At 45.7% G+C, this 15,946-nt stretch carries 14 protein-coding genes; 8 read left to right on the forward strand and 6 right to left on the reverse strand.

Going from position 1 to position 15,946, the window contains the following annotated elements; genetic code table 11:
* The first annotated feature begins 22 nt into the window (after positions 1 to 22).
* The 4 genes from VLX91_01360 to VLX91_01375 all read left to right on the forward strand — a co-directional run bounded on the left by VLX91_01360 (position 23) and on the right by VLX91_01375 (position 5,826).
* Positions 23 to 535, forward strand: coding sequence for a DUF5615 family PIN-like protein (locus VLX91_01360; GenBank protein HUI28833.1), 513 nt, complete (start codon positions 23 to 25; stop codon positions 533 to 535).
* 348 nt (positions 536 to 883) lie between these two features.
* Positions 884 to 4,678, forward strand: coding sequence for a hypothetical protein (locus VLX91_01365; protein ID HUI28834.1), 3,795 nt, complete (start codon positions 884 to 886; stop codon positions 4,676 to 4,678).
* 67 nt (positions 4,679 to 4,745) lie between these two features.
* Positions 4,746 to 5,483: a hypothetical protein gene (locus VLX91_01370; GenBank protein HUI28835.1), complete on the forward strand. Its 738-nt coding sequence runs from the start codon at positions 4,746 to 4,748 to the stop codon at positions 5,481 to 5,483.
* Between the two features lie 88 nt (positions 5,484 to 5,571).
* A complete protein-coding gene (locus tag VLX91_01375) occupies positions 5,572 to 5,826 on the forward strand; it encodes a hypothetical protein (protein HUI28836.1) in 255 nt (84 codons plus the stop codon).
* Positions 5,827 to 5,833: 7 nt separating this feature from the next.
* Here the strand turns inward: VLX91_01375 and VLX91_01380 are convergent, their stop codons facing one another.
* The gene (locus VLX91_01380; GenBank protein HUI28837.1) at positions 5,834 to 7,657 is read right to left on the reverse strand and encodes a recombinase family protein; all 1,824 of its coding nucleotides are present in this window, start codon (positions 7,655 to 7,657) and stop codon (positions 5,834 to 5,836) included.
* A 17-nt stretch (positions 7,658 to 7,674) separates the two neighbouring features.
* Positions 7,675 to 7,890: a hypothetical protein gene (locus tag VLX91_01385; GenBank protein ID HUI28838.1), complete on the reverse strand. Its 216-nt coding sequence runs from the start codon at positions 7,888 to 7,890 to the stop codon at positions 7,675 to 7,677.
* Positions 7,891 to 8,768: 878 nt separating this feature from the next.
* On the opposite strand from VLX91_01385, the gene VLX91_01390 reads away from it, so the two are divergent.
* From VLX91_01390 to VLX91_01400, 3 genes are read left to right on the forward strand one after another with little or no spacing between them, the layout of a single operon-like run.
* Complete coding sequence (locus VLX91_01390; protein ID HUI28839.1) at positions 8,769 to 9,335, forward strand: hypothetical protein; 567 nt, start codon at positions 8,769 to 8,771, stop codon at positions 9,333 to 9,335.
* On the forward strand, positions 9,322 to 10,545 hold the full coding sequence (locus tag VLX91_01395; GenBank protein HUI28840.1) for a hypothetical protein: 1,224 nt from the start codon (positions 9,322 to 9,324) through the stop codon (positions 10,543 to 10,545). Before VLX91_01390 ends, VLX91_01395 begins: the two co-directional genes overlap by 14 nt.
* A 46-nt stretch (positions 10,546 to 10,591) precedes the next feature.
* Positions 10,592 to 11,095: a hypothetical protein gene (locus VLX91_01400; GenBank protein ID HUI28841.1), complete on the forward strand. Its 504-nt coding sequence runs from the start codon at positions 10,592 to 10,594 to the stop codon at positions 11,093 to 11,095.
* Between the two features lie 85 nt (positions 11,096 to 11,180).
* Here the strand turns inward: VLX91_01400 and VLX91_01405 are convergent, their stop codons facing one another.
* From VLX91_01405 to VLX91_01415, 3 genes are all read right to left on the reverse strand, one after another.
* A complete protein-coding gene (locus VLX91_01405) occupies positions 11,181 to 11,864 on the reverse strand; it encodes a hypothetical protein (GenBank protein HUI28842.1) in 684 nt (227 codons plus the stop codon).
* Between the two features lie 273 nt (positions 11,865 to 12,137).
* On the reverse strand, positions 12,138 to 12,437 hold the full coding sequence (locus VLX91_01410; protein HUI28843.1) for a hypothetical protein: 300 nt from the start codon (positions 12,435 to 12,437) through the stop codon (positions 12,138 to 12,140).
* Positions 12,430 to 13,218: a nucleotidyl transferase AbiEii/AbiGii toxin family protein gene (locus tag VLX91_01415; protein HUI28844.1), complete on the reverse strand. Its 789-nt coding sequence runs from the start codon at positions 13,216 to 13,218 to the stop codon at positions 12,430 to 12,432. The genes VLX91_01410 and VLX91_01415 overlap by 8 nt, the downstream gene beginning before the upstream one ends.
* Before the next feature lie 161 nt (positions 13,219 to 13,379).
* Between VLX91_01415 and VLX91_01420 the strand changes: the two genes are divergently transcribed.
* Entirely contained in the window at positions 13,380 to 14,876 is a 1,497-nt protein-coding gene (locus VLX91_01420; GenBank protein ID HUI28845.1) for a recombinase family protein, read from the forward strand.
* On the opposite strand, the gene VLX91_01425 is transcribed toward VLX91_01420, so the two are convergent.
* Positions 14,831 to 15,859 (reverse strand): hypothetical protein, encoded by a 1,029-nt coding sequence (locus tag VLX91_01425; GenBank protein HUI28846.1) that lies wholly within the window; start codon positions 15,857 to 15,859, stop codon positions 14,831 to 14,833. The genes VLX91_01420 and VLX91_01425 overlap by 46 nt on opposite strands.
* Positions 15,860 to 15,946: the final 87 nt, after the last annotated feature.

Raw genomic sequence — 15,946 nt, forward strand, 5'->3', positions numbered from 1 at the left:
ACCAAACAGATCAGGATATTACATGTGGAATGACATAGAAGTAGACAAGGCTACATTAGATGCGTTTGAACGAGAATTCTACCGGAAAGCGAAGTTTTATACAGACGAGAACATTGAACAGGTCGTTGTAGAAATCATGAGGGATTTAAAATTAGATGTTGTGACTGCGAATGAAGCAGGCCTTGTTCATAGAGATGACACCGAACATATGGCTTATGCTTACAAAGAAGATCGAATTCTTCTAACCTATGACAAAGATTTCCTCAATGACCGTGAATTTCCACCTAATTGTTGCCCGGGATTAGTTGTTCTCGATATACAACCGCTTAGCAGAGATGTGCTTGTAGATGCGCTTTACCTTCTAAAAACCGTAATTGCTAAATACAGAAATGTTTGGAGGGAGTCGAAGATTATGATTCACAAGAATTCGGAGATGACGGTATGGATGAAAGAACGCGCTAGTGGAAAGCGACTAAGGTCTCGTTATCGCTTATCAAATGGAAAGGCTCAGGAGTGGATCAAAGCAGAGGAATAATGGCACGAGTTTCATTAACTATTCTTTGTCAGTCGTTCACCGAATGACTCCTCCTCAAACTTCTTTGCAATGTCATGCAGGATCGTTTCCTCAATAGTTGTTCCCTCAGTCATTTTCTCTTCTCTTTTCCTTCAATCCCCTTTCTGCAAGAATGATCTCACGAGTTCACTGAGCGGTAGAAGTTGAGTAAGTCCACAAATTCTAACAGCGTTCAAGCTCCGCAGCAAAAGTTGACCACTTAGTCCAACACACCCACCTTACAAGATGGGTGTTTTTGCTGTATAGTATGACCGAAGTAGTCAGTTCGGAGACTGTAGTTTTCTAAGTTAACATCTACATTTAAATAATATGAAGTGGATCAACACAGGAGATATTAAAAATTGGATTGCCAGCAAGCAAAGGCATTGTGAGCAGACTTTGCCAGAGCTTGTTCGTCGTCTTATTTTGGCTCATACAGCAAATGCCATCGAGGAATTTGATTTTCCCAGCGGCGATAGTATCGCCACCGGCGGCTGGGATGGCCGTCTTAAAACGCCGGTTGTCTCGCCATTCTTCCCAAGTGGACATTCAGGCTGGGAACTAGGTGCTGAAAAATCTGCGGGGACAAAAGCTGAATCGGACTACAGAAAACGTACAAGAGATCCTTTAGGATTTGCAGTTGCCGATACAACTTTTGTATTTGTAACTCCGCGCTCATGGCCCGGACGCATAAGGTGGCAGAACGGCAAACGTAAAAGTGGAAAATGGAAAGATGTCTGTGTAATAAACGCGGATGGCCTTGAACAGTGGCTTGATTCCGCGCCCGCGGTTGCTTTGTGGCTTGCGCGGCAGATAGGCAAAGTAGTCTCGAATGGCATTCGTGATTTGGAGGCAGTTTGGGAAGAATGGTCTATAGGAACAAAACCGGTCATGACACCAGCTCTTGTGATAGGTGGTCGTGCAAAAGATGTTGAAGTAATTCAGAAATGGATCACTGATAGCCCAAGAATTCTTGAGGTCCAAGGAGATCATCCTGATGAAGCTTTCGCGTTTTTATACGCATCGATCATTACTCTCCCTGAACCCGCAAAATCTCAGGCCCTTGCACGTTGTATCGTGGTTGAAAATATCAACGATTTGAGGCAGGTAACTCAAGCCTTCCAAAACTACCCATTGATCATTGCTGCACCTGGCGAATGCATCAACGCCGCTCCTCTCGCCATTGCTAAAGGTCACCACGTATTTATCCGTATGGACGCGACGGTTATTGGTATTAGGGATATTCTTCGGTTGGCTCGGCCGCGACGCGAGGTTGTAGAAAAGATTTTACATGAGAGCGGCCTATCAGATGCTGACGCCCAGCGTATTGCGAGGGACTCTGGACGTAGTATCCCAGTGCTTCGCCGACACCTATTTCAATCCAATGCTGTCAGTGCTCCAGCGTGGGCTAACGGTGTATCAGCAAGCACACTTTTACCAGTTTTATTTGCCAATGCATGGGATGAGAAAAAAGGTGGAGATCGCCAAGTAATGGAAATTCTTTCGGGCATGAGCCATGATGACTTTGTCAAAGCCCTCACTCCTTTTTTATCCATGGATGACTCTCCGATACGCAAAGTTGGAAGTGTTTGGATGATTAAATCGCCATTAGATGCATGGTTTCTTCTCGCGCAACATTTTACGCCGGATTCTTTAAAACTCTTCGAAAAATCTTTACTAAGCGTACTTACAAAAACAGACCCCAAATACGATTTGGAACCAGAAAAGCGTTGGGCGGCCGCCATATATGACAAATCAAACCCGTGCTCTGAATGGCTTCGGACTGGTCTTGTTGAATCACTCGTACTCCTCGCTGTTTACGGTGATCGATCTCCACACGTCGATTCTACTCAAGCGTTTGCTGATCACGTTGTGAGAGAGGTATTTGCTGCCGCAAACAAGTGGGAGGCATGGGCTTCTATGAAAGATGCAACGCCACTGCTTTCGGAAGCCGCACCCAATATGTTTATAGAGGTAGTTGAGCAAGTTATGACAAAAAATCCGGCAATTTTCCAAGAGCTGATGAAAGATGATCCGGGTGTATTGGGAGAATGTCGGCATTGTGGTCTCCTCTGGGCCCTTGAAGGCATAGCATGGAGCCCGGAATATTTTGCTCGTGCTGTAAATGTTTTGGCTGAATTGGCCAGTATAGATCCGGGCGGCCGGTGGAGCAATCGAGCTATAAATAGTATCAAGGATGTTTTTTTGCCGGGTTATCCCCAAACGTACGCTACTCCAGAACAGCGACTTACTGCTTTGGATTCGCTTATCGCCAAATTCCCAAAAAAGGTTTGGGAATTTTCACAAGTTTATTTCAGTGGCGGAAGCTTTAGTGAATCGCATCGTTTTCGTTGGCGCGACGACGGCGGTGAACGCATAGGATTGGAGCCAGAAGATAAAGAGAGCGACCGAAAATACCTCACTGCTTTTCTACCAAAGTTAAGTGATCTTGCGGTTGCAAAAGAAAATATTATAACTTCTGCTGACGGTTTTACACGACTCCCCAGTGACATACGGGAGCGATTACTTGAGGTGCTGGGAAAAACAGATCCGGCAACTTTTTCAAAAGACGAGTGTGCAGAATTGCTTCGATGCATCAGAGATGCCTTGAACTGGACAAACAGTTATGGCGACGAAGAACGGCGTAAGCAGGTACCAACTCTTAATCATATATTGAAAAGATTTGCGCCTACAGATGTAATTGACCGTGTGGCTTGGTTGTTGAGTACTCCATGGCCACGTTTGCCACAGGGCGAACCTGAAAAATACGATGCCAAAGACAACGTTGTAAAGACAGCGCAACAAGAAGCCGCGAGAGAGGTTTTAGATCAGGCATCATTAGATAAAATTCTTGAGTTTGCTGGCACGATTCAGTATCCCGGTGTCCTCGGTTATTCTCTTGCAAAAGCAGTGCGTGATGAAAAAGAAGATGTCGCCGTGCTAGATGCCATTTTGCCGCACGTTGCTGATATGCAGGCCCTCATTCGTGGATATGCTGGCGGCCGGGTTGAGATTAACGGATCTAGCTGGATAGATATACAGATCGAACGAATGACGACAAAAGGTAATTATTCACCTGCAGCATGTGCGCTTCTGTATTTTGGTTTGCCAGAAGGTGAGCCTACTTGGTCAGCGGTAGCTGTCCGAGGCAAAGATGTTGAAAGTGCATACTGGGAAGAAGCGAGCGGATTTTCGCACACCAGTAGAAAGAAAGATGCCCTTATTGCCGTCGAAAAATTGCTGGAGGTCAGACGACCGGAAGCTGCACTTCATATTGCCGGCGACCCCCAGGTTTCTATTCCAAGCACATTACTTCAACGCTTACTTCAAGAGCTTTTGATGATGGGAGATAAGAAACTTTGGGCTGCGACAACGGAAGAATTCTACCTAGGACATGTGTTCAATCAATTGTACAAGAAGAACGAACTATCTATTGAAGAAATAGCAAAGCTAGAGTGGCCGTTCGCCGCTCTCTTTAATGAATTTAAACGCTACACGTCTTCTCCGATGGCACTTCATCGTGTTTTACAGAAAGATCCACAATTTTTCGCACAGCTTATTACGTTCATATACAAACGGGATGACCGAGCACCGGATTCTACTCGTGATGGCATGAATAAGGAAATGTTCGAAGGGCGGGCACGCGTAACCCGTGATGTTTTAGATTCTTGGTATTTGATACCAGGACTTAAAGACAATGGTACACTTGATGAAAAAGAACTTACCGAGTGGGTTGAAACCGCTCGTAAGAAATGTGCGGAAACTGGTCATGTGACAGGTGGAGACTTGGAGATCGGGTTTATTTTGGCACACGCTCCAGCGGACAGTGATGGTACATGGCCTCATGTCGCTGTCCGCAATCTCATAGAACGTCTGAACAATGAGACCGTTGATCGGCATATTCAAAATGAAATTTATAACAGTCGCGGTGTTGTCTCGAGAGGTCTCAATGACGGCGGCAAGCAAGAACGAGAGCTCGCTGAAAAGTTCAAGAAAATGAGCGATGCGGTTAGAACAAAATGGCCGCGGACGGCGTTAATGCTTCGCTCAATGGCGGAATTTTACGAGCACCAGGCAAAACGTGAAGATATTGATTCAGATCTACACGATCTTCTCTGGGATTAATTACACTCATGTACGCTTTTAGAAATCTTGCACCACGAGGATAAAGCGATAACTAGTTCTTACGTTTATGGCAGGTAATAAACAAAAACAAGTTGGTGAACAAAGTCTTGCCCATGCACATGAAGCAGGCTCGACTTTCGTGCTCACTCAAACTGCAATCGATCCTGTATACGGGGCGGTCATGTTCCCGGTTATTGACCACACCGATTTTTATTTCAAGGCAGCAAAGCACCACTTAGCTGAAGCTGAAAAACTTCGTGAGGAGATACTTTCTAAACCTCTTGATAAATCGAATTGTCGTCTTGTATTTGACAATCAATTGATCGAGGACTTTTTTCTTCATTCTCAGTGTGTTGTCCTATTTTCATACCTAGCGCTCGAATACTTTGCGATAGAATGCTCACGGGGTCTTGGTAAAGCACAGGAATGGAAGAAGAGAAGATTGGATCAGAAAATAAAATACCTCATTCCTCAAGAACTGGGTATTCCAAAACTGTCCCAGGAATTATGCAACGCCTTCGGAGAAATTGAGGCCAGAAGACATTTATTAAATCACCCTGAATTCAAAAACATAGTCAATGGTAGCGACACAGATTGGGATTCAGTGCATGTATCCTGGATGATAATTGGGAACTATAAGAAGGCATGTAACAATGCAGTCAAAATATATGATTACCTTAGCAAGCCATACAAATCAGAGATAGTAAAAAGATCATCCAAACAAGTTACTCTAAATGTCCAGCGAGGCATGAGGTTCGACAACCAAGTAAAAAAGAAATTTGAAAAACCGAATAGTACTAAGTAGTCAGTAAATCAACTCCGAGGAGCGTAGTATAATAAATCCAATAGGATTAGTTTGATAAAGCCTAACGAGGCCGGTACTATCTAGTACCATGGCCATCACCAAAGAGCATCTTGACGAGTTCAAGAGGCTATACAAAGAGGACGGGATCGAGGTATCCGATGGTGCCGCATTGGAGGCTGGTTTATGGCTTCTTGAGCGTGTAAAAGCGGTATGCGTTCAGATCCCCGAGGAAATGATGGATAAATACAAGGAGATAGTAAAAGAGAACAAAATCTGGCTGGATTACCTGAAGAGAGAATTCACAAAAAGATCAGCCGGAAAAAAATCAAAAAAATTGCCGTAAGTAGCAACTATGCCCTACTTGTTTTCTGATTCTCTTTATCAGAAAATGATCTCACGAGTTCACTGAACGGAAGAAGTTGACTAAGTGGGCAGGTTCGAACAGCGTTCAGACTCCGCCGCAGCAAAGGAATTTTTGCTCGAAAAGAGTCAAAAGCCCTTTTCTCTTCTTCATAATTCTTAGGTTCGAACTCTCCTGAAATCCAAGGAGCGATCTGGATCATGTGTGCGATCTCAGGGAGTGGATACCTGAGATTAATACTGAGTTTTTTGTCCTTCAAGGTTAGGTTCGAACCGAGAACTTCGGCAATAGCCTTTTTCTGTGCCATGGCGCCTTCACGGAACCAGAAATTTGCGTTATAGACGAATCTCAACGTATCCATGGCACCATCAAGGGAGGCCTCCAATTTTTCTTTGGAGGCATGCTCCTCAAGTTCCTTGAGCTGTTCTTCGATCCGCGACCTCTCAGCCATCGCATCCTCTTTTGCCATAATTGTCCAGCCTGAAGCCTCCTGGTGGATGATAAATCTGTTGGTCTCGGCTAATTCCTCCTCGAGTTTCGATATTTCCTTTCTGACATTGGAGAGGCTTCGTTGCTTCGGCACTGTGTCTTCCTCCGTCTCAGCCTTCATGTCGTCGGTTGCCCATTCCAGAAACTTCTTCTTGATACTGATTGCCTTGAGGACTTGTTTGACTTCTTCCTCAATCTCCTCGGCGTGGATCGATCTCTGCGAGCAGTGAGGGTTCTTCCGCTTCGTGCAGTGGTAATAGACGTAGTGGAGGAGTTTCTTGTTCTCCATATCAGGGATACGGGTATCACAGGAAGGACACCTGTCCCTGTTCTCTGAGGCGAACTTCTCCTTGCAGGAGCCGCAGATAACCTGCCACTTCTCCTCGGCGGTGACCTGTGCTCTGCATTCGCCGCATTGAATGAGGCCGGTATAAGGGAAGAAATGGGTATGAGATTGGTGTTTCAGAGGTCTTCCCAAAATCATCTGAGCCTTCCGGTACTCATCTTCGGATATCATGGGACGGTGGCTGCCTTTCACGAGCTCCTTCTTCTCGGTATCGGAGTTAATCCAAAGATATGAACCGTAATAAAATGGATCGGTTAGGATTTTGTATATGTGGGAGACGGATAACGGTTTCCCGCCTTTCTTTCTTGTCTCTCTCGTCCTTAGTCTTAACTCATCTTTTGCAATCCTGTGTATCCGCCTCACGGAGTATTTTCCTGAAAGGAACAAGTCCCAGAGTTTCCGTACTAGAGGGAACCTCTCCTCGTCGATCACGATGTCCCGTTCACCCTTTTCTTTGACTTTGCTGTTGAGGTACCCGATGGGAGCGACACCGGGCCTCCAGCCTCTCCGCACCTTTCCTTGAAGACCACGCTTGACATTAATGCTCTTGTTATCGTTCTCAAGTTTTGCCTGACCACAGAGGAGTGCCAGCATGAACTTGTCCATCGGGGTGTTCCAGAATATCTGCTGGTTCGTGATGATCGCCTGGAGTCTCCCCACATCCATGAGGTTCACGAGGGCAGCTGTGTCGATAGCATTCCTCGAAAGCCGATCAGCGTGCCAGCACATGATGGCGTTGGCATGACCTTTGGCGATCTGATTAATCAACTTGGTATTGAAGCCGATCCTTCCCGGCTCCTTGGCGCTTTTGGCCTCCTCCACGTCATCCAAGATTTGGGGAGGTTCTATGCCCAGGTGTTCTCTCAGGCTCAGAATGGCTGTTGCTTGGTCAGGCAATGATGCGATCTGCCGTTCGTCTCCTTCCGTTGACTTCCGGCGATATTGGATGATGATGAGCCCCTTTATGTTTCCTTGCATGGAGTTGGCCAATTATTCTAGGCCTTTTGATTTTTGTAAAGGGCCCAGAGAGGCTCTATTTCCCTGGCTATTTCATGGTACAGAGCTTCCTTTTCAGGAGGGATAGGGACACAGACAGCTTTTACCCGTTCAATGAGCCAGAGGCCAGCTTCCAGGGCGGCAGCATCAGATATTTCGATGCCGTCCTCTCTGAATAACTGTTTGAGTTTTTCCAGCCTTTCTTGGTAGATCATGGGGGGATCTCCCTAAGTGTGGGTCAGAAGGAAAGGGTTAATAAGAGGGGCAGAATTGATGAGAGCGGATATTTTGCCCACCGTTCAGGTGAACTAAGAAGCGACGGCAGTACACTATGTATCACGAAAAACCCGTCAAGAAAAAAAAGGTAGACGATGTTTTCACCTAATGGTTCATAAAAATAAAAGATCGCAGAATTGTTTGATCTGCGATCTTGGTGAAAAAGTTTGGGGTCACCACGGCATCAACCTTACCATCCACTTCGCGATTCCTTTCAGTTGAACCTTCGTCGGCTCCCTCTTACCCTCTATCATGTCCAAAGCACATAGGCCACATACGTCTCCGTCATCTGACCATATTGAACGTGGCATATGGCATACCGTACATTCAAAAAGTTCGTTCTGGTTGCATGTTTGACAGTTGAAGACACTTCTCATTTCCGAGTTTTTCCGTACCTCAACTAAGATTCCGTTGCATCGCCTGCAAAGAAAATTGCGATCAACGACAGCGAAAGTCTGAATGGATTGGTCTTCTCCGATATTTCGATGAAGGTTAGTACACTTATCACAAAGGTTACCTTCTTTCGGATACCGAGAACGGTCGATTGTTATAAAGAGGGTCTCTTTACCGCAATCTGTAATTATATGACTTCCAAACTTTGGTGGTTCGATAGTGTCAAAGATATGGATGATCATATCTACCTCCGGTCTTTAAACATCTAGCTTCAAATACTATCCTACCTACCCCATTATCAAATCAATAACATTCAATAACCATGTTAAGCTCCTAAGATTAGGTTACCTCAAAAATAGTTTCTCCGTCAAACATCATTAATTGTTAAAGAAAGGCTTGGTGTTTTAAAATGTGGGAGACAAATGTGAGCCGATTTTTTAGCAAATATCTAGGGGAACACCTTTCACATAAAGTTGATTTTCATGTAAGTTTTTTACATCTTTTCATCGAGATGGATTCATATGACACTCTTATAATCCCTCCCAATGAGGCTTACAAAATCGTTCGTGTGTCCGAAAAGGAATTGATAATATCCAGAAATCCCCGCAAGCTTATCGTTACGAAAGAGAAAAAACTTTACAAAGAATACAAATTAGACTTCAAAGCTGGTAAGAGTGACGATTTGTCATCTAAGTTGAGACTTCATCTTGTTTTACCAGTCACAAAAATGGTTTTCACACTATCTTGCACCGCAGCAAAACAAGAGAGGCAGGTTGCCCAAATAAGACACGACGCCATCAGAGGCAAATGGGCGGAGTTTATTTACGACGAACATGACTATGTCTTAAATACTCCGATTTACTATGAGATCGGAGGAAATATATCAAGAATCCTCACCTTGGTAAAAGACTGCTGGAAAATTTCGAATATTGAAAAAATTCCTTTGATTGAGAACCATACACAAGGAGGTTTATTTAATGGACCCTCGTGAGACAATCAGCGAGTTATCAAAAAGGATAGTAAATTTGCTTGCCGAACATATCGCTTCGGCTACAACCGCCAAGGAGACTATGGGGAAAGGTTATGTCAAGGAAGTATCGGTTGAAACGCCCTTTATGCTGTATGACGATAGAAGATTAACATTTAGCGTAAGGATTGAAAATGAAAAAGTACTCCTTCACGACGATGGAGTGTTGGATCAATATCTATCTTCATATGGTTTGGACGTGTTTAGCAAAAACCTTCCTAGGAAATATTCGAGATGGCTTAAAAAATTACTTGAGCGGAATGAACTTAAAAAAAATGAGAACTATAAATGGTTTTGCAGTGAGTTTGATGTTGACTCCTTTGATGGTGAGAAAATATTAGGTTTCGTAGAATCCATAGCGGCCATAAGTTTCTTGGTCTTACCTAAATCGGTAGGTATGCAACCATTGTCGTGGCAGGATAGGATCGCTTACGACAATCTGCGCAAGTTGATAAAAACCAGATTGGACGACTCCGAGATAGAGGTTACGCCTCAGATTAACCTTAAGAAGATCAAATGGTCCAACCAATGGGGAATGTTATTTGAAAAGAAAGACCAAGTCCCTGTAGCACTCCAGTTCTTAGGTGGAGACACGATCCAAAAAATAGGCGAAAACATAATGCTGACATATGGAGTTCTAACAGCGCAACGGAATTTCCTTGGCCTAAGTCCGAGCGACTCCATTATTGTATTCAGCGGTAATAGTGACCACTATGAATGGGCTGAGCAGACGTTTACCCTGGTCACGCGAAGCGCGAGGACACAGACTAAATATCCCTTCGTGAGTATTGAAGATGTGGATAAACTTATCGGTTTATTATCGGAAAAGCTTATTCTCAGCGAACAATCTTCTTCCAAGTTGATCGTAAATAAGGAAGGCCAACTCGAAGATACTCCCGACCCTTCTTTGCTGCTGGAACTTGAATCAAATAACCTCGAACTGCAAAGGGCAGATGCTTTAAATAACAGCACTGCGTTCGGGATAGTGCACCAGCTATATGAATCGGGCGCACTGCCGTTCTCCGAAATTCAGAAACAATTTCCGGATACATTTGTAAAAGCGGTCGCTAATCTCTTTACAACAAGACTCATAACTGCGCGGGAAGATGAAATTATATTAACCCCCGAAGGGAAAGATTTTATAAAGAGAATCCTCAACAAAATTCTGACTTGAGTATGTTCACGATTGGACTTCCAACTAAACAAATCTGGTAACCGAAGTGTCTTGGGATGAAGATTACAAGAAATTATGTTTGCAGATAGATGCGTGGCCATTATTAGTCTTGTCTTGGGGGCCGGGGACGGTAAGCCCGGATTTTCCAAAGAGACAGGCAATAGTCGATAGAGTTAAGAGAGATTTGCCCAATGTAGATATTCGGATGAGTGAGGACAAAGATCTTAAAATCCTCACAGGTGGTCGTTTTCTCGATGAACAAGACGAGGAAGGAGCACAAGCTTTAATTGCGGACGCAATCATTGCTTTAGATGCATCAAGGGGTGCTGGCGAAGAAATTGCTAAGTATAGTAACTCATCCAAAATTGCGACAAAGATGTTCGTACTTACTCCTGAAAAATATGTCGGTTCAGGTAGTTTTCCAGATCTAGTTCGAAAGGGTTTAAAGTGTTATCCATACTCAGATGATGAGTTTAACAATGACAAACTTGGGGACATTTGTGTTGAGTTCTTAAGGGCAGTGATTTTAAGAAAAATATTGAAATCGTAATCGGCGTAAACCATTCGGCAAAAATAATAACCTCACCACGGTGAGGTTATTATATCAAACGTCTTTCCACTAGTCGCTTTCAATCCTACATCCTTCCGATCTCGTCCAGTATTTTCTCCATTTCCTTTATGGACCAGATCATATCATTGAACTTCTTGGCTCCCAACTTGAGATTTTTTGAGTGGTAGTATCCGGTCTCGTCTCTGATCTCGGAAAAGTTGATGTATCTTTCGGCAAACCTGATTGTTTCGCACACAAGCGCATGAATCCTGAAGTTCGAGAACTGTGTCCGGCAGGAACAGGAATTATCTCCCCCATAAACCATGCCCGGCTCATTGTCCCATGTTTCGTAACTCACAAGTTCCATGGTCTTGAGATCAAAGACAAACTCTAATGATTCGCATTTCTTGTGAGGATAGAGGAGTATTCCCTTTGCATGGGTGTCAATGTGGAACTCCGGATATTTCCCTCTCCTCAAGGCATTCCGTACTTTTCTTGCAAACGGGCTGTCGAATATCTCGAAATGGCCGTTACACTTCTTCGTGACCATCTTGAGGAAGAATTCGATCTTGTCCTCCTTCATTTCTTCTTTCGAAGGGACGTATTCATACCCATGGCCCCAGTTGGGATAGAGCTTGCCATTTAAATCTTGATCGATGAGCTTCGTTGGCCAATGGAGCACCGAAGCTCTTACAGTCATGACCTTTATTAGTGCGTCGATTGCCTCAATACTCTTGGCCTTTCCGGCATAGTGGATCGTGATTCCCATAATCTCATCTCCTTTCTCTTTTGATGAACTGAGGTTCATCATATCGAAAGAGAAGAGATGGCATAAGGAGGGCAAAATATACGAAAGCGGCAAATCCTGATCTGCGAATTTACTCTCGGCAGACCAGAATGACTTCAGGTGCTTTGTGTTTTATCGAAAATGAGATCGGAGTCTAAGGTGAACAAAAAAACCAGCCCGTTGGTCAGGCTGGTGGAAAGCATTATTTGATTGGCAACGGTTGGAGTAATGTGTTGAGCACGTTCCATGTATCCATCACCCCACTGACCTGATCGCCCTCTCCGCAATATCTTTTCTGATCCGGATACCGAAGATCATCTGCCAGTAACCGAGGACATTGGGGAACCAGCTCCCTCTCCGGGGATTCTTCACGATCTCGACGATCTCTTTGCGCGCGTACCTCCTGAAAAGCCACTGCACGTCCTCCCACTTTCCGTAGTTCAGGACCTGGGTCACGATGTACTCCTTGTCGGCCCGTAGGTCCAAGCTCTCCGGGTCATACGACCAGAAAAGCCATTCCATAGATTCGGGGATTTTAATTCCGTTCTTACGCATGGTTCTGGTACCGTTTCACTTCTTCAACGATGCGCTTCTTGACTTCGTTCCAGGAAACTGGTTTTAGCATCCTGAGTTTCCTCGCCTGCTTTTTCTCCGCGTCCGCGAAATAGGTGAGGCTCCGAAGCCCCACGTAGATGTTGAATTGGGGGTATTTCTTCTTGGTGAACTTAAGGATCTGATCCAAGGAAAATTCCCGGAGGAGAAAGTACAGATCGACGAAGTCCCGCTCGGTACCACGGCCGGTCACGGCAACGATCTTCATCGCTCCGATATCCTCCTTCGATGCAAGCTTTACGCCTTCAACTTCTCTTAACGGTTTGATGAGTTGGTATTGATACTGGAAAAAGCTCGCTGCGACCTTATCAACCGTAACGATGAGCGTCCCCTTGTCTTTCTGTAAAAGGACGACTTCCTCAAATCTTGTCTCAAGTTTCTTAAGCAACTTATCCGGATCGAAGTCCTTCTTCGTATAGAAGTCAAAATCGAGGGATGTCCGGTGGCCGATCTGGAGCGCGAGGGCAGTGCCGCCGGCCAGGTAGAAGCCGTACCGGTTGAGGAAACCGAACTTGGGGAGGAGTTTCTTCCTTCTCACATCGAGAATTTCCACGTGCATTGTCTTCATTTTACCAAAGAATCGAGAAAATAAAAAGGCGCTCTTAACTTCCCGAGTACCGCGAAATCTCGACTGCGCATGATGTGCCTTCGCTCTTCCGACTGTAAGCTCTCCGGTTGCTTCAGAACTCTCCGCCGTCCCAGCATAGTGGATCGCAATTTCCATAATCTCATCTCCTTTCTTTTGATGAACTGGAGTCCATCATATCGAGGGAGAAACGGTGGCATAAGACGGGCAAATTTTACTAAAGGGGCAATTTCCTTTTCCTTGTATCGGTACGAATTGGTCTATATATTTTCCCGTAACTTTCTTGGGAGGGAATTAAAATGAAATATGATGGATCAAACGGGCAAACCAAAGCCGTAGGCATCTGGATAAGGGTCTCGACCGAAGACCAGGTTAAAGGCGAAAGCCCGGAACATCACGAGAAGCGTGCGAAATACTATGCCGAGTCCAAAGGCTGGGACGTGAAAGAGGTGTACCACCTCGAAGCGGTATCAGGTAAGTCGGTCAAGGAACATCCAGAAGCCAAGAGGATGCTCAATGATATTAAGTCAGGTCATATCACCGGCCTTATCTTCTCCAAGCTCGCCCGCCTTGCTCGGAACACGAAGGAGCTTCTGGAGTTTGCAGAATACTTCAGGGAGTACAATGCTGATCTCATATCCCTTCAGGAATCCATCGACACATCTTCCCCATCCGGCCGCTTCTTCTATACCATGATCGCGGCCATGGCACAGTGGGAAAGGGAGGAAATAGCCGACAGGGTTGCCGCTTCAGTCCCCATACGGGCGAAGCTCGGGAAACCCTTGGGCGGAGTGGCTCCCTTGGGATACCGGTGGGTCGAAAAGAAACTCGTTGTTGATCCGAAGTTCGCCCCCGTGAGGAAACATATTTACGACCTCTTCCTCGAATACAGGCGGAAGAAGATCGTGGCGAGGAAGCTCAATGAGCAGGGGTACCGGACGAGGAGCGGGTCGAAATTCTCGGATGCCACCGTGGGCCGCAACCTCCGGGATCCGAGCGCCAAGGGAGAGTACCTCCAGAACTACACCCATACCTTGGGGAAAGGAAGCACGTGGGAATTCAAGCCCGAATCGGAGTGGATACATACGCCCGTCGAGCCCATCGTCTCGAAAGAGGTCTGGGAGGAATGCAACCGTATCCTCGACGAGCAGAAAAAGAAATTGGCCCCGAAATCGAAACCGTCCTTGCACCTCTTCACCGGCTTCGTCCGTTGTTCCTGCGGGGAGAAGATGAAGGTCCTTTCCAAATGCACGAGCTATACCTGCACGAAGTGCAGGAACAGGATCAACATCAATGACCTTGAGGAGATTTTCCAGACCCAGCTCAAATCCTTCGTCTTCTCGCCTGAGGACATGCGGGAATATTTCGAGAAGACCGACGGGGCTCTGAGGGGGAAACAAGAATTGCTTGATTCGATCGAGGGGGAAGCCAAAAGGCTCAGGGAGGAAATGAACCAGATTATCAGGTTATATCTTGACCGGGAGCTGCCCAAAGACTCCGTGGCCGTCCATTACAAGCCCCTGGAAGAGCGCTTGAAGCAGATCAACGACCAGATACCTGAGCTCCAGGCGGAGATCGACTTCCTGAAGATTCAGAGGCTTTCCCAGGACGAGGTGGTCTATCAGGCCCAAAACCTTCAGGAACACTGGCCGAACCTCACCTTTGAGGATAAACGGAAGATCGTCGAAACCATCACCGAGAAGATAACCGTAGCCGGTGATGAAATATCCATCCATTTGTGGATGCTTCCTCAATCCTCGAACTCGCCTTCTTTGGCAACACATCCTTTCGGATAATTCTGGTAGACAGCGTAATCCTTCGGAAGCTGCACTTGCACCTGTAAGATTTCACCAGCCTGCTGAGTCGCGCCGGATTTGCTCACGGATTCTATCTTGTAATAATATGTCTGTCCGCCGACCACTTTTGCATCGACGAACGAATACGTGCCGCCATGCGTGGGGTTGCCCGAAGCTTTTAAGGCCGGGTTCGATAAACAACTGGAGATCAATTCGTAGGGTCCGTCTTTCACAAGCGAGCGAGAAATGTTGAATCCGACGACGTCGATCTCCGCTGCGGTGGAGATGCTCAGAGAGATTCTTCCGGCGTCGACTTTCGCAGTAATTCCTTTCATGGTGACAGGAAGGGAAGCATCGACAGTGCCAAATGCGGTGAAGTTATCAACTCTATTTGTTCCACTGCTTGCTACAGTTCCACCATTGATGCTTGCGGTTGAGTCATCAGCCAGCCTGATATAAATGGTCGATTTGTCATTCAACCCTGTAACAGTGCTTAGATCAAGCGTTCTTGTTGAGGCTGTCTTTCTGGAACTGGAACTCCAAGTATCACCCGTGAGCAAATATGTGCTGTTTGTACCCGTTGGATCGATAAAACTTGAACCATTTGTACTGTACTGGACCTTGAAATCCCTAGGTCCTGTACTGCTTGCAGTTTGGTCCCACATTATCTGAATGCTACCGTAACCGTTGGTGCTGAACGCAAATTGGTAATAATCTCCGACAGACCAATTGTTGACTGAAAATGAATGGGCGGAGCCATTACCAGAGGGACTGCTCCATGTTGATAAAGCAGCATGCTGACCTGTAAAGGAAGAACCAATTCTCGATACTCCTCCGTCTGCTGTTTGATTAGTTATCGCAGGTGCCGTCCCGGAACCAGATATTCCTGCTGATTCAAACGACCAGCTAGCAAGCGTGTCCTGCTGCCCCCATACATTCGCGGTCATAAGCCCGACGATGACCAATGATGTGGCATACCTCATGTTCTCCTCCTGATTTTTTGCCTGAAATTTTCCTGGAAGGTATCAATCTGCGATGATTGCTTGTCAAGATCTTGCTGCGGTCTTTCC

The organism is Candidatus Acidiferrales bacterium (assembly GCA_035515795.1).
GTDB lineage: Bacteria > Bacteroidota > Ignavibacteria > Kryptoniales > JAKASW01 > JAKASW01.

Excerpts from the sequence above, each read along its gene's own strand:
- VLX91_01405 (HUI28842.1), bottom strand. The coding sequence starts at position 11,864 with ATGGGAATCACGATCCACTATGCCGGAAAGGCCAAGAGTATTGAGGCA.
- VLX91_01425 (HUI28846.1), bottom strand. The coding sequence starts at position 15,859 with ATGAGGTATGCCACATCATTGGTCATCGTCGGGCTTATGACCGCGAAT.
- VLX91_01365 (HUI28834.1), top strand. The coding sequence starts at position 884 with ATGAAGTGGATCAACACAGGAGATATTAAAAATTGGATTGCCAGCAAG.
- VLX91_01375 (HUI28836.1), top strand. The coding sequence starts at position 5,572 with ATGGCCATCACCAAAGAGCATCTTGACGAGTTCAAGAGGCTATACAAA.
- VLX91_01380 (HUI28837.1), bottom strand. The coding sequence starts at position 7,657 with ATGCAAGGAAACATAAAGGGGCTCATCATCATCCAATATCGCCGGAAG.
- VLX91_01360 (HUI28833.1), top strand. The coding sequence starts at position 23 with ATGTGGAATGACATAGAAGTAGACAAGGCTACATTAGATGCGTTTGAA.
- VLX91_01415 (HUI28844.1), bottom strand. The coding sequence starts at position 13,218 with ATGGAAATTGCGATCCACTATGCTGGGACGGCGGAGAGTTCTGAAGCA.
- VLX91_01385 (HUI28838.1), bottom strand. The coding sequence starts at position 7,890 with ATGATCTACCAAGAAAGGCTGGAAAAACTCAAACAGTTATTCAGAGAG.
- VLX91_01395 (HUI28840.1), top strand. The coding sequence starts at position 9,322 with ATGGACCCTCGTGAGACAATCAGCGAGTTATCAAAAAGGATAGTAAAT.
- VLX91_01370 (HUI28835.1), top strand. The coding sequence starts at position 4,746 with ATGGCAGGTAATAAACAAAAACAAGTTGGTGAACAAAGTCTTGCCCAT.
- VLX91_01420 (HUI28845.1), top strand. The coding sequence starts at position 13,380 with ATGAAATATGATGGATCAAACGGGCAAACCAAAGCCGTAGGCATCTGG.
- VLX91_01410 (HUI28843.1), bottom strand. The coding sequence starts at position 12,437 with ATGCGTAAGAACGGAATTAAAATCCCCGAATCTATGGAATGGCTTTTC.